We start from the raw sequence: 13,619 nt of genomic DNA, 5'->3' as shown, positions 1-13,619 counted from the left end.
TATATTCTCATTTATCGGTTCATCTTATCTTTATAATTTATCATTTTTTAACTTTTACAAACCAATACGATATACTTTTTATATTTAAGAGAACTTAACAGCACTTTACTTAAATCTAGGTGTAAAAAAAAAGACATTTTATATTACATAAAAAGTCTTTTTTGTATATTAAATAAATAATAATACAAACTCATAGGAGTGTATTTCTATATTTATTGAGTATAAAATATGGTTCATCAAGAAAATATAAAAACATCATACAATAAATTTTACAACTTTATTATTACGATTTTTCATATTAATAGATGAAACAAATCTAAGTTAAGATTATGATTGTCATTTCTTTGGTGATTATGCCAGCGACGGCAGATTCCAATTGTGTCATAAACATTTATACATACTCCTATATAAAGTACATATATAGCTAGGTATGCAAAAACGGGTATCGATACTATGATCGATACCCGTTTTAAGTATTAGCGTGCTTATTTGTCAAATGATTAGTCTGACACGTATGGTTCTACGCTTTATTTGTCAGTCTCACCTTGATCTTTACTATCATCAGAATCTACTTTTTCCGTAATGACAATGTGACCATCTTTTACATCAGCAAGTAGGTGCTTTACATCGATGTTATCTAAGTAGAAGTCAGTAACATTATCGCGGATTTCAGTTTCTACAACGCGGCGTAATGGACGAGCGCCCATAGCTTTGTCATAGCCTTGTTCCATCAATAAGTCTTTAGCTGCTTCAGTTACATCTAACGTAATACCTTTCTTAGCCAATGTTTTGTTTACTTGAGCCAACATTAAGTCTACAATTTTTTTCAAATTCTCTTTACTTAAGTGATTGAATTCAATAACAGCGTTAAAGCGGTTCAAGAATTCTGGGCGGAAGTATGGTGCAATACGTTCCATGATGTCAGTTTTACTTTCATCTTGAGCATCCGCACCAAAGCCAAAGCCTGCATTAGATGTAGCAATGATAACAGTGTTTTTGAAGTTTACTGTATTACCTTGACCATCTGTTAAGCGACCGTCATCCAATACTTGTAAAAGCAATGTAATAACTTGAGGATCTGCTTTTTCGATTTCATCGAAAAGAACGATGGAATATGGATTACGACGAACGCGTTCAGTCAATGTGTTGGAGTTATCTTCATAACCAACATAACCTGCTGTAGCACCAATCAATTTGGATACAGCTGTGCGATCGCTATACTCGGACATGTCGAGGCGGATGATAGCATCTTTATTACCGAACATGTCGATAGCCAATTGTTTAGCCAATTCAGTTTTCCCTACACCAGTAGGACCTACGAATAAGAAGCTACCAATTGGACGGTTACCTTCGTCAAAGCCTGCACGGTTACGACGGATTGCTCGAGATACAGCCTCAACAGCTTTATCTTGGCCGATTACATGTGCTTCCAAACGAGATTTCATATCTTTCAAGCGTTCAATATCAGATGCACCCATTTGAGATACAGGGATACCTGTCATTCTTTCAACAGCTTCTGCTACATCGTTCACTTGAGCTACTACTTTTTGATTTTCTGTATGGTTATCAAGCTCTGCTTGTAATTTTTGAATACGCATTTTTTCGTTGATAGCGGATTCATAATCTTCTTTTTGCGCATATTCCTCTTGTTTTGCTTTTGCATCCGCAATGTCTGCTTCTAATGTTTTAATATCTGTTACAGGATGTTGAGATGCCAAGTGCGCTGCAGTTACGTCGATCAAGTCGATTGCTTTATCTGGCAAACTGCGTTGAGGAATGTATTGTACGGAATAATCTACCGCTGCTTTCAACACAGCATCAGGTAATTCAATATTATGATGCGCTTCGTATAATGGACGAATACCTTGCAAGATTTTGAAAGTATCCTCTGCAGATGGTGCGTTTACTTTTACTTCATTGAAACGACGAGCCAATGCAGCATTTTTCATAATTGTATTACGGTATTCATCTTGTGTTGTAGCACCGATTACGGATAATTCACCACGAGAAAGCGCAGGTTTCAAGATATCTGCTAAACCTTTGGATCCTTGACCATCACCAGTGGAACCAGCACCTAAGATTTGGTGGATTTCGTCGAAGAACAAGATGATATTGCCAGCGGCTTTTACCTCTTTAATAAGGTTTTGAATGTTTTCTTCGAAAGAACCACGGTATTGAGTGCCTGCTTCTAAGCCAGAAATATCGATGGAGATGATTTCTTTATTTTTAATAGCAGCTGGTACATCGCCATTTACAATAGCTTGTGCCAAGCCTTCTACTACAGCAGTTTTACCTACACCAGCATCACCTACGAGTACTGGATTATTTTTAGTACGACGTGCTAAGATTTCTGCTGTTTCTTGAATTTCTTTATTACGACCAATTACAGGATCGAGTTTGCCGTCACGAGCTTGTTGAGTTAAGTTTGTACCTAACTTGGCAAGGATACCATCTTGTTTCATTTTACCTTGTTGTGCAGCTTGAGCAGCTTGCATTTCTTCATTAGAAGGTAAACGACCAGTTTGACGATAGAAAGCAAACTCTTCTGGAGTCACTTCACGACCATTAATTTTATAACGACGGTTTTCTGTGGAATAACCACCCATGTTACCCATCAATTGATTAAACAAATCATTCATGCTGCTAAATTCATTACCAAAATTATTAAAGTTGTTGTTCATATATATTACCCCCTCATACATCATTGAGTTTAACTATTTGACTAATACTATTTTTACTGGGTTTCTTAACCCTGTGACATAATAATAACCCGATAAAGTCAAAAAGTCAATAAGTCAAAAAGAAAATTTTTGATTATTTTTTGACTTTTTATTTGAACAATATATTTTGAAGGCAAAAATATAGATAAATACTGGCTTTATAGAAGATCATAAAATTTGAACTTTTGAGTATTTGTTATAAATCGTATTGTTTATATTAATTTATTACCTATATAATAGATATAAAAGTCGAATATATAGTAAATATAAAAATCAAAATACAGTAAAGGAGTTCAATCTATGATGCCAAAAGATCCAAAAATTGCCAATAACCAAACAAACCACGAATCCCCCATCCTAACCAGCAATACTAACAAAGAACTAAATAAGAAGATAAAAGACATCTCACTACAAGTATTAAAGCGTAATTATGAACTATATAAAGCATTGGAGAACAAATGAGTACAGCTGACATTCAGTTTACGGTACAAGATATCTATGAACTCCATATTCAACTAGAGGAAACCTTTATTCTCTCCTCCGGCATACGAGACGAAAATCTTTTAGCGTCAGCTGTAAATACTCCATTTCAAACCTTTATGGGAAACGACTTATATCCATCTATCTATGATAAAGCAGCACAATTATGTTATGGTATCGCCAATAATCATCCCTTTACAGACGGTAATAAACGAACTGCACTCCACAGTATGTATGTGTATTTAATCAGTAATGGATATGATATTACCGCTACACAACAAGAAGTGGAAAAATTAATTATTGATGTAGCTGCAGGAAAAATGCATAATACAGAATTATCAAAATGGCTACAACATAATACAATTGAAATAGAGCAATTATCGCTCTCGCATAAATAAAAAAGCAGATAGCTCATTACGAGCTATCCGCTTTTTTATTTGGTGATCCAGGAGGGATTCGAACCCCCGACCCACGGCTTAGAAGGCCGTACTAAAATCGCTCAACCACGCTGTTAATCGACATTGACACACTAATGATAGCATATATAATTGCGTAATTTAGTTATTTTTTCTATACCATCGCATCAGTATTTGTCCTTATCAAAACACCACCTAAATAACTTTACTGTTGATTTAGGTGGTGTTCTTTATTGATATGATACTAAAACTAATAAGTTTCTAGTTAAAAGATTCTCGTTTCCATTCTTCCAACTGCTCACGTAAACTACCTACTATTTCCATTTTTATTTCTAAAAGGCTACGTCCTTCAGGTACTTTAATAGATGCTAGTAGATCATTATAATCAGGAATCACCTCATCATTAGGATTATAGCGCTTAAATACACTAAGAAGTATATTTATATCTAATCCACGAGGCTCTGCATATTGTTGGATTTTCTTTACAAGTATACTTTCTTTCCACTCAGAAAAAGCTTCTTCAATATCCTTATTTGCAGGAATAAGACCAGGGACTAAAGTTTCATCTACAAATTGGAGCAATAAATTCGCAGCTTTAGCTTCACCTAACGCTTCTAGTTGGGCAATTTGTTCATGAAGTAAACGAAGTGTTTCATCGTCAACACATTGTACACTACCTTCTGTATGTACTCTATTTCCAATTAACTTCATAACTGTGGCTGCGGTTATTAATTCAGTGCCCTCAAGTTTAATATCACCTTGCATTGGATTAATAGAACCGCCATCAGTTTCTTCAGCCGGGAATAAATTCCTGTATGCACCAGCATATCTCTGCCACTCGGCTAGAGTAATACCAAAGGCATCATCATCCCATTCGAAAACATAATACTGTTTGACTCTATTAAGTTGAGCTGCCGCAGCACGATAGGCCTTCCCTATGATAGCTTTATAATCCTCATCATTTTTATATATTTTCCAATCTGCTGGATTTGGAAATACCGACTTCAGCTCAGAAACAGCACTTGCAAATTTAGCTACAGCTACATCATATTCATCAACAATCGCTTTAGAGTTTTCACCGCCACTACTATATAATGCTAATGCTCTATGAACGTTATCCTCTGTAATTCTAGGATATTGGAAATTAATAATAGAACCGAACTCTTTATCTTTCCCATATATACGATTAGTACGAGAGTAAGCCTGAATAAGACCTTGTAACTCAAGACTTCTATCGACATATAATGCATTAAGATATTTAGAGTCATATCCAGTAAGCATTTGGTCTGCAACAATGACTAAATCAATATTATGAGAATTCCGAGCAGAACCATCTTGTGCAGCTCGAGTTATCAAATCTGCAAAATAAGCATTAACTCCATATTTTGGATCATTTACGTCAAAATGTACTTCTGTAAATGCTTCATAATCCTCAAACATTTCAGCATATGCAGCTCTGTCATTGCCAGATGGATCATTCTCATCACCCATACTAAACGTCATAGCAACATTGAAGTTAATCTCACGCTCTGCGATTTGTTTTTTAAATTCGTGATAATAGTCAACAACACGTTTCTTCAATCCTGCTGTTAATATAGCATTAAAGAATCGATTTTTAGAGGTATGGTCCCAGTCATCTAAAATCCTTGTTACTACACGCTTAATGTGTTCCGGATTATTATAGTTTAATACGTCTAACTTCTTAGCTGCTAATTCAATCTGAAGCTCACTTAAATTACTAAACTTCTTCTTAATATCATCTTTAGTTTCTTTTGGATTCTCTTGTTCATAGGCATCCATTACTTGAATTTTCAATGTCGGATAACTAGTAAATTCACCAGTATTTACATAATCTATATTGAATCCTAATACATTACCATCATTAATTGCCTCATTGATAGTATATTGGTGCAATAATGGGCCAAATAGCTTCTCAGTAGTATTTATTAGCTCAGACTGCTCATTTATACGCCCATTAATTTGATTCTCTTCAAACAACGGTGTACCTGTAAAGCCATAAAAAAAAGCATTATCTTTAAAGTAGTCCTTAATTAAATGCATCATATCACCCATCGTAGTTCCATGTGCTTCATCAATAATAAATACATACTTTTTATCTTTAAGAGATGTATCTTTACTATCTACTAATTCTTTAACAAGATTAGCCATCTTATAGGTAGTTGTTACAACTATACCTCTTTGATCATTCTTAAGACTTTTCCCCAAGGCATATGTATAGGCTGTACCATCCACTTCAACAGGTTCATATGCAGCATAAGCCTTAAAAGACTCCGCCGTATGACTATCAAGTTCACGGCGATCCACCATAAATATAACCTTATCAAAGCCTATTCGAGTTGATAAAAATAAGGCTGTCTTAGAGCTGGTAATTGTCTTCCCAGAACCAGTTGTATGCCAAACAAAGCCACCATGCTTAATTCTATCTTTATTATCAGCACCTAAAGTCGCCAATTCTACCGCTTGTAACGCATATACTTGATATGGGCGCATCAACATATGTCTTCTATTTTCAGGATTTACGGACTCATCAATTACCAAATAGTCACCTACCATTTGATGGGCCATAGGAATCATTAAGAAGTTTTGTATGATTTTCTTCCAGTCATTGATAGATACATTATTTTTATCCGCCCAATGGAATACAAAGCTTGGATTAAAATCTTTTAATGATTTTGGTGTGGCAAAATAACGTGTTTCTATTTCTGACATACATACCATCATTTGAGAAAACGCTAGAAAATTATATTGATATTCACCATCCTCATAGTATCGTTTAAACTGTCAAAAAGCATAATCTAAACTTTTATCACTACGTTTTTGCTCGATATTAATTAATGGTAAGCCATTAATTAATAAAATAAGGTCAAATCTATTTTCACCTTTACTACCATTTTTAGGAGATGTAACTTCCCTTGCAATCTTATAAGAAGAGTCTCCACCAGCGACTTCAGCCTTTTTAAAAATAGTAAGTGTTACTTGTTTACGCGTCACATCTGGATGAGGATCACGATATATTCCATCAATCTTTCCCTTAGAATCTTCCATAGCTAAAATCTTAGCTGCTTCATAAGAGTTTGCTATTTGATTAACCTGTTGCATTACTTGAGCAAATTCATTATCTGTTAAAGGTACATTTTCTAATTGGTCTGCATTTAATCGATTTAACTCTTGTCGCCAATTATTAATCAAATCTTGCACCGTAACAAGATGAGTATTACCATTTAATTCCTCAGGAGCTTCCCATTTATATCGTGGTAACTCTTGAACAACCTTTTCCTGGAAAGCTTTCTCTAAATAATCTTTTTTCTTGTTCCCCATAACACACTCTCCTTTTAAACAAACATCTCATTTAGATAAGCTTGTTTAAGATTTTTAAGTTTATCAAGCTTACGCTGATACTCGTTGTAAAGCTTTTCATAATGCTCTAGAAGCTCTGCTTCTGTTAAGTCATGCAGCATTTCTGTAGCACGGACTTGATCTAAAGTCTTATCACGCAAAAACTTATAAAACATAAGCCCCAACATATAATCCATATATTGGCTAGCATTCATAGAGCCACGTAATTCATTGGCTCCGTCCCATAAGCGTTTTTTTATTTCATCCGATGTAATCACGTGTATACCCACTCCTACTTTTGTTTACTCGACTATATAATTTCTTTTGTTTATATTTTACCATTATATTTCAACTAAGCCGATATAAAGCTCCCCCTCTATATTATTACCTATTCCCCTTTTTATAAGGATGATTTTATAGGTCTCCCTCTTTATAGCCTATACCCAAAAAGGTAGTAGCAGACTACTCCTGCTACTACCTAATAAACATGCTAAATTCCTTAAATATAATGATTTACTACACTTACACTTGATAAATGTTAGACAAATCTATAGTCAAGATTAAAAATATTATTTAATTATCAATTCTCGTAAACTAATAATATCAGCGGTGTCTACATATACGATTCATGAATTGACTATATAGCTCAAATCCATTATTTTTATCGATTTCTTCAGTAAGTGGTTGAATAAATTTATTTAAATCATAATTCGCATCAGCCACTCCATCGATAGAATTAAACTGTTCCATAAAAGCACTATAAAATTCTCTAGCAGCTTCCTTATAATCAAATTGAGATTGATTTGTAACTGTATCACTATTATTATCAACACTATCCGCATCTATAGTACTATTCGTATTCTCTGCATTTTTATGATGCTTAGAGTTCATTAAAATATAAATAACAAATAAAATTGCCAATAATAATAAAACAACTAATAATAGTCCCACGATTTTCCCCTATCTATAAATATAACAACTTCTAAATAAGCTAATCTAGAATTAGATGCCTAAACACTAAAGATGAAGCTAATAATCGTGATATGTTGATTTCGATAGATGTATTAGCATCAATCATTCTGCCATCATCAATACCGCACAAATAAGCCATATGTTGGACCCAAGCCTCACTACCAATTTCTTTGTACTCTTCTTGTGTTTCCTGATGATCTATTAGGACCTCTATCGCTTCACGATCACCACTTAAGGCATTCTTATATATAATAGCTGAAAAAATATCACCTTCAAATTTATCTTTTAAAGCATGCCCTAGATGACGTACAATATCTCGACTCTCATCACGCCGACTAGGATAATAATAAATATCAGAAACCGTTCTAAAACTCCTTGGTGGAGGGCACGTTAAATCAAAATTCTCTCTAAAAGCACGATCAGACCTCCAATTTTCCCAGGCAGCATTTTCAAAATCATAATCATCTTTAATATAGGAGTTAATATTCAGCAAATAAGAAGCGACTGCCTTATCATATTCACCAAGCAAATAAAAAGCCTTTCCTAATGCATAATATACATTACCAATACTCCACTCATCGTACTTCTGTGAAATCGCTGGAAACCAATCATTATATACATCATGGCTAGCATATTCTGGAGCTTCACCATATTTCTGATGATTAGAATAAAAAAGCTTCAATTCTTTTTGATATAATTGGACAGCCCCATAAAAATCCTCATTACGTTTCAACTCTAACGCTTGGTAACAATACATAAAACCCATCCTTTATAGAAAATATCTCTCTTAAATATATTCTCCATATTTCTTCATCATTATATCATAAAACTATGATTTTGTTGTAAACTATCAATTGACTAGTTTATGCGCCAATTAAATCCCCATTAGTAATTAAATAGACTTATTATCAACAATATCAAACACATATCTTTATTAACCAAAAGGGGCTATAACAGAATGCGGTTTCATCGAATTCTAGTTGCAGTCCCTTTAAAATATAAGAAACACCAAGAAAATTAGATTTGTAAAATCGTATGTTTTCTTGGTGTTTCTTGTTTTTAGGCACACTTAAATAGGCCTTTAGGCCTATTTAAAAATTTCTTGGTTTAAGAAGTTTGTTTTGTAGTAAATAATGTTGTATTAACTCGACCTGCTTGTATTCTGTTATGTAATTTTGCTAGATTGAATCCCATGGACAATAGATATAACATCTTATGCACGTTTCCACTGCCACGGTGTAAAAATCGTCTAAATCCAAGATTTTGTTTTAACACACCAAATGCACCTTCTACTTGAATGGAACGGTTCATTCGTAATTGAATGCCTGTATCACTGAGTAATCTATCTTGGTTCTCTGCCAGTACGGCATCATACGCAGGTGTAATCTCAATTCTTTTTACTGGATTTTCTGTCGTTGGTTTCACATACCGTTGGCATTCCTTTTTGTATCCACATCGGTTACAAGACTCACAAATATATACCTTTCGCTCAGATACAAATCCTGTTTTGTTTTCCTCCTTACGCGTGAAGGCATATTTTAATTTACGTCCTTTTGCACATGTAAATGCATCTTCTTCAGGTATATACTCCATATTACGAGCTTTGCTAATATCCTTGGTCCAAGTTCTAGTTTTCGCTTTTTCGTAATATTGAGGCTTTATACAAGATAGGTAATGGTTGTTCTTTAACCAAGTTAAATTCTCATGGCTATCATAACCAGCATCAGCTACCACATATGTGAATCGGCGGCGATGAATCTCTTCTAATTGCTGTGCAAATGGAATTAATGTATTAGTATCGTTTAGCTTAGGGAATACACCAACTCCCATAATATATTCAGAATGAACAGCTAATTGTACATTGTAGGCAGGTTTAAGCTGTCCATTACGCATATGGTCTTCCTTCATACGCATAAAGGTAGCATCATGATCTGTTTTAGAATAACTATTGCGTTCACCCATAATATACAACTGCTGTTCGTATTCTTTTCGCTTGTCATATAAAGCTTCTGCTCGCTCGTACAATCGTTGTAATGGTATTTTATGCTTACCTTTTCCTTGTACGAGTTCCATATGTTGTACTTCAATTTCTTTAGCGAGGAAGGTATATATACATTCATCATTCATACAATGGGTATCTAGCCCCAATTCATTCCAGATATCTTGCTTTAATATAGCTAATTTAGATGGTAATGTATCTAGTCTTTTTTGCACTGCTTTTCGCCAGACAAATGTGTACTTGTTGGCATTAGCCTCTAGTTTAGTTCCATCAATAAAGACTTCATTAAATGTTAAGGTATCATGTCTGTTAATAGCTTCCATCAACTGTGAAAACAGATTCATTAAGATATCTAGTGTACAACGGGCAAAAAATCGTTGGAATGTCATATGACTTGGGTTTGAATAGCCTTGAAGAAGCCACATATAATTAATATTTTCTTCGCATTGTTGTTGTATCATACGTGTAGAATACACGCCGTTGGACATAGCATAGACAAAAATTTTGAACAGAATATGCGGTGGAACTTTAGATTTTCTCCCTTTAGGAGAATACAAATGCTGTAACTCTTCTTTATAGTCTAATTCCTCCAATACAGCATCAAGTAACCGCACAGGCGCTGTTTCTTTTATCAAAATGCCATAATCCAATGGTAAAACTAGTTGGCGAGGCATTACTAGTTTGGTATAATTAGATTCATTGGTATGGTTTTTCTTCATAACTTAATTATACCAATGAAGAGGGCCCTTCGGGGCCTTTTTTTCTTAGAAATATAGAAAAAAAGCTGTTAGTTGATCATATAAAATCAACTAACAGCTTTTCTAGTGTTAAGGGGCTGTTTTGTTACAGCCCCTGCTCACGGGCTATAAGCCCGTAGTACTAGGCCAGCCTCTAAAGGCGCTGGCTTTTACTACGTTCAAGCCACATAGCCATTGACTCGTAACGCTCCCCTTAAAAGGGATATGTATTACTTGCTACCCTTAAAAGGGTCCTCATATTCTTTTACACTAAGTTTATCTTTCATTTGGTCATGTAACGCTTGCTCACGTATATATTTTTTACGGTAACTTCATTTAAACCTACCGTGCTTACATCATATCCCTCGGGCAAAAAGTGTCTATTTCCAAATTTTTACTTTAAGTTTACGTGTTTATCAAACATCATTAGTGCACTTTTACCCTTTAGATATCCCATAAAAGATGAAACTGATATTTTAGGTGAGATTAATACTAGCATATGCACATGATTTACCATAAGCTCCCCCTCTATAATCTTGACGCCCTTATATTCGCACAAACGTCTCAGTATTTCACGTAAACTATTTCTGTATTGATTATATATAACTTTACGTCTATACTTAAGTGTAAATACTATGTGGTATTTGCATAACCATTTTGTGTGCGCAAGGCTCTGTGTCTTTGTTGCCATATAAAATCACCTTTCTTTTGCATATAATGCGGCTTGAATACCTACATTATACTTAAGCAAGGTGATTTTTTTGTATAACTTTCGTTGCCGCACCCGCATAGCGGGTAGTTTAATGATTCGCGACTACGTCGCGAACCAGTCTAAAGACAATAAAACAAAATGGATGCCCCCTGTAAAATACAGGGAAGCATCCATGTGTTTAGGCTAGTAAATAATATGTGTCCAGGAAGTTCCATTCTGAAGTATAAACAGGTACACATGCTAAATCCTCGTTAAATAAATCGACTACATTGCCCGGGCCATATTGTACAACTCTGGACCAGATCACGTCTTTTAAAGCATTAGAATGGTTATCGGTATGAAAACCTTCGTTCGCTAAATATCGACATGCCTTATCGTAGTACTCGGATTTAATATAGTCATGTTGCATTTGTAGGAAGCCGTTACAATCGTTGTTAGCTAGACTTTTCCATTGATCGATGAAAGCATCGCTATTATTATCGTATTGATTTAAGCTATATACATAGTCAGCATAAAATCCACCTTGATTGATGCCCCATTCAATGAATGCATCGACACTACCGGCTGCGCTTGCCAACTGATACGCACCGTAACTAATACCGCCTAAATCACCAACCCCAGAGGATACACATCCAGGATTACCGTTAGATTCGTAAGATGCACTTAAATCGCCTAATGCCATTTGTCTTCTCCTTTTCTTAAAATAGCGGCTCCACCAATGAAGCCGACTAGACCGGAAGCTATATTCGTAGAAAGTTCTATTCTGTCGTACAATATCGACATAATTAACGCTATAACGAGCCCGCCGACAGTCAGAATTTGGACGATAGCTTGAAGTTTATCGTTATTAATCATGTAAACCTCGTATTATAAAAGGAGCCCCTAAGAGAGCTCCTTTATTTAAACTATTTAATTCTGTCTCGAAGGGCTTCGAGTTTATCGCTTAATGTATCGATACGAGAGTGACTCAATTTAGCAGATTCTTCTACTATTGAGATTCTACGATCAAGTGCTCGGCGATCTTCTCTCGAAACCTCGATTCGATCGATATTATGGCATAATTAGGCCGGCATTATTGCCAGTCTTTTTTTATTAAGTATCCTTTATTTAACTGCTTTTAGGTCATTTTTAAAAAAGTGTCTCATGGGGAAATCGTGGGGAAACCATCGGGAAATTTTAGTGAAACATATACGATATTTAGCGAACATATACGAACACTAAAAAAGCTAGAAGATTAGGTAGCTACTGCATTTGTTCAGTATTTACGCTTCTTCTAGCTTTAGCTTGAATATTGGTGGAGATGAGGGGACTACGCCTTATTAATATAGCATATATTTATATTAATAGGATGTGTACTCGTCGAGGGGACACTGAAGGGGAAAATAAATTATACTCCTTTTGCCATAGCTTTTTTAGCTTTTTCCATAAACCTCACTTCAATATCCAAAGCTGCTATTAGGTCACATATAAATTGGTAAGCGTCTTTACTATTATTAATATCTTCAAATTTATCAGAGCCACCAACTACACCTTGAATCATTAAAACAGGAGTGTCGTCATCCTCATAAAGTATTTGATAGTTAAATCGTCTATTCTGTAAATTACAATAAGTAACAAGTCCACTATAGTATGGACCAGATGACTTATCTAACCCAATGAATACTAAAGCAACAAGTGCATATTCTTCTTCAAACAAATTTAAAAACTTTTTGTCAAGTCCGTTTCTAGGAGACACGGCAAATACAAAAAGACCAATTTTGCCATTAGGACATTCCCTATGAAAACTTAAAGAATTCTCGCCTAAACGCATAGATTCTTCGCCATCGCTCTGTTTTGCTTGCTCTGAATAAGTATCTCTTAATATTTGCATATACTCATCAAATAATTCTTTTGAGTCAACATTAGAGTCAATATTAGAATTTACATTAGCGTTAACAGCCTCGCCAGAATTTTTTTTACTAGAAGTCGAAGTATTTTTAGTTATATTTTTTTTGCTAGAAGTCGAAGTTGTTTCTATATCATTATTGGGATTATCTGTTTTTTCTCGCTCACTATGCTCAAAAAACTTAAAGATATAATATATTATAGCAACAAAAATAATAAATCCAATAAAAGCACCCATAAAACAAACTCCTTTTTAAACCAAAACACAAATTCATATTTTCTTCATGATAACACAATGAAGACAAAAAGAAAAGCTCCGGCTATGATATGTTCCCCCTTTAC

12 protein-coding genes and 1 pseudogene are annotated in these 13,619 nt (G+C 34.7%); 2 read left to right on the top strand and 11 right to left on the bottom strand.

Annotated features, from left to right (window positions below; genetic code table 11):
• Positions 1-527 precede the first annotated feature (527 nt).
• Positions 528-2,681, bottom strand: coding sequence for an ATP-dependent Clp protease ATP-binding subunit (locus VEHSUH06_RS07955; protein ID WP_105098445.1), 2,154 nt, complete (start codon positions 2,679-2,681; stop codon positions 528-530).
• Between the two features lie 339 nt (positions 2,682-3,020).
• Between VEHSUH06_RS07955 and VEHSUH06_RS10800 the strand changes: the two genes are divergently transcribed.
• Positions 3,021-3,182 (top strand): hypothetical protein, encoded by a 162-nt coding sequence (locus tag VEHSUH06_RS10800; protein ID WP_199179776.1) that lies wholly within the window; start codon positions 3,021-3,023, stop codon positions 3,180-3,182.
• Positions 3,179-3,598, top strand: a complete 420-nt coding sequence (locus VEHSUH06_RS07950) for a type II toxin-antitoxin system death-on-curing family toxin (protein WP_105098444.1) — start codon at positions 3,179-3,181, stop codon at positions 3,596-3,598. The genes VEHSUH06_RS10800 and VEHSUH06_RS07950 overlap by 4 nt, the downstream gene beginning before the upstream one ends.
• A gap of 279 nt (positions 3,599-3,877) precedes the next feature.
• Here the strand turns inward: VEHSUH06_RS07950 and VEHSUH06_RS07940 are convergent, their stop codons facing one another.
• From VEHSUH06_RS07940 to VEHSUH06_RS07900, 10 genes and pseudogenes are all read right to left on the bottom strand, one after another.
• Positions 3,878-6,346 carry a DEAD/DEAH box helicase family protein gene (locus VEHSUH06_RS07940; protein ID WP_199179774.1) on the bottom strand — a complete coding sequence of 823 codons (2,469 nt, stop codon included), beginning with the start codon at positions 6,344-6,346 and terminating at the stop codon, positions 3,878-3,880.
• Between the two features lie 72 nt (positions 6,347-6,418).
• Complete coding sequence (locus VEHSUH06_RS10795; RefSeq protein ID WP_199179772.1) at positions 6,419-6,955, bottom strand: type I restriction endonuclease; 537 nt, start codon at positions 6,953-6,955, stop codon at positions 6,419-6,421.
• A 14-nt stretch (positions 6,956-6,969) separates the two neighbouring features.
• Entirely contained in the window at positions 6,970-7,251 is a 282-nt protein-coding gene (locus tag VEHSUH06_RS07935; RefSeq protein WP_105098443.1) for a type I restriction-modification system subunit M N-terminal domain-containing protein, read from the bottom strand.
• Between the two features lie 325 nt (positions 7,252-7,576).
• Complete coding sequence (locus VEHSUH06_RS07930) at positions 7,577-7,924, bottom strand: hypothetical protein (protein ID WP_105098442.1); 348 nt, start codon at positions 7,922-7,924, stop codon at positions 7,577-7,579.
• 40 nt (positions 7,925-7,964) lie between these two features.
• Positions 7,965-8,711: a hypothetical protein gene (locus tag VEHSUH06_RS07925; RefSeq protein WP_146251411.1), complete on the bottom strand. Its 747-nt coding sequence runs from the start codon at positions 8,709-8,711 to the stop codon at positions 7,965-7,967.
• 341 nt (positions 8,712-9,052) lie between these two features.
• Positions 9,053-10,618, bottom strand: a complete 1,566-nt coding sequence (locus tag VEHSUH06_RS07920) for an IS1182 family transposase (RefSeq protein ID WP_233187913.1) — start codon at positions 10,616-10,618, stop codon at positions 9,053-9,055.
• A gap of 293 nt (positions 10,619-10,911) precedes the next feature.
• Positions 10,912-11,372: pseudogene (gene tnpA / locus VEHSUH06_RS07915) on the bottom strand (IS200/IS605 family transposase).
• A gap of 199 nt (positions 11,373-11,571) precedes the next feature.
• A complete protein-coding gene (locus VEHSUH06_RS07910; protein ID WP_105098439.1) occupies positions 11,572-12,075 on the bottom strand; it encodes a hypothetical protein in 504 nt (167 codons plus the stop codon).
• Complete coding sequence (locus VEHSUH06_RS07905; protein WP_105098438.1) at positions 12,066-12,248, bottom strand: hypothetical protein; 183 nt, start codon at positions 12,246-12,248, stop codon at positions 12,066-12,068. Before VEHSUH06_RS07905 ends, VEHSUH06_RS07910 begins: the two co-directional genes overlap by 10 nt.
• A 532-nt stretch (positions 12,249-12,780) precedes the next feature.
• Positions 12,781-13,515 (bottom strand): hypothetical protein, encoded by a 735-nt coding sequence (locus VEHSUH06_RS07900; RefSeq protein WP_105098437.1) that lies wholly within the window; start codon positions 13,513-13,515, stop codon positions 12,781-12,783.
• Positions 13,516-13,619 lie beyond the last annotated feature (104 nt).

Source organism: Veillonella sp. S13053-19, assembly GCF_002959835.1.
In the GTDB taxonomy this organism is placed as follows: domain Bacteria; phylum Bacillota; class Negativicutes; order Veillonellales; family Veillonellaceae; genus Veillonella; species Veillonella rogosae.
The sequence above is the reverse complement of the archived record's forward strand: the minus strand, read 5'-3'. Positions and strand labels throughout refer to the sequence as shown.

Coding starts and splice junctions, on each gene's coding strand:
- VEHSUH06_RS07950 (WP_105098444.1), top strand. CDS start 3,179: ATGAGTACAGCTGACATTCAGTTTACGGTACAAGATATCTATGAACTC.
- VEHSUH06_RS10800 (WP_199179776.1), top strand. CDS start 3,021: ATGATGCCAAAAGATCCAAAAATTGCCAATAACCAAACAAACCACGAA.
- VEHSUH06_RS07910 (WP_105098439.1), bottom strand. CDS start 12,075: ATGGCATTAGGCGATTTAAGTGCATCTTACGAATCTAACGGTAATCCT.
- VEHSUH06_RS07940 (WP_199179774.1), bottom strand. CDS start 6,346: ATGTCAGAAATAGAAACACGTTATTTTGCCACACCAAAATCATTAAAA.
- VEHSUH06_RS07925 (WP_146251411.1), bottom strand. CDS start 8,711: ATGGGTTTTATGTATTGTTACCAAGCGTTAGAGTTGAAACGTAATGAG.
- VEHSUH06_RS07920 (WP_233187913.1), bottom strand. CDS start 10,618: ATGCCTCGCCAACTAGTTTTACCATTGGATTATGGCATTTTGATAAAA.
- VEHSUH06_RS07900 (WP_105098437.1), bottom strand. CDS start 13,515: ATGGGTGCTTTTATTGGATTTATTATTTTTGTTGCTATAATATATTAT.
- VEHSUH06_RS07905 (WP_105098438.1), bottom strand. CDS start 12,248: ATGATTAATAACGATAAACTTCAAGCTATCGTCCAAATTCTGACTGTC.
- VEHSUH06_RS10795 (WP_199179772.1), bottom strand. CDS start 6,955: ATGGGGAACAAGAAAAAAGATTATTTAGAGAAAGCTTTCCAGGAAAAG.
- VEHSUH06_RS07955 (WP_105098445.1), bottom strand. CDS start 2,681: ATGAACAACAACTTTAATAATTTTGGTAATGAATTTAGCAGCATGAAT.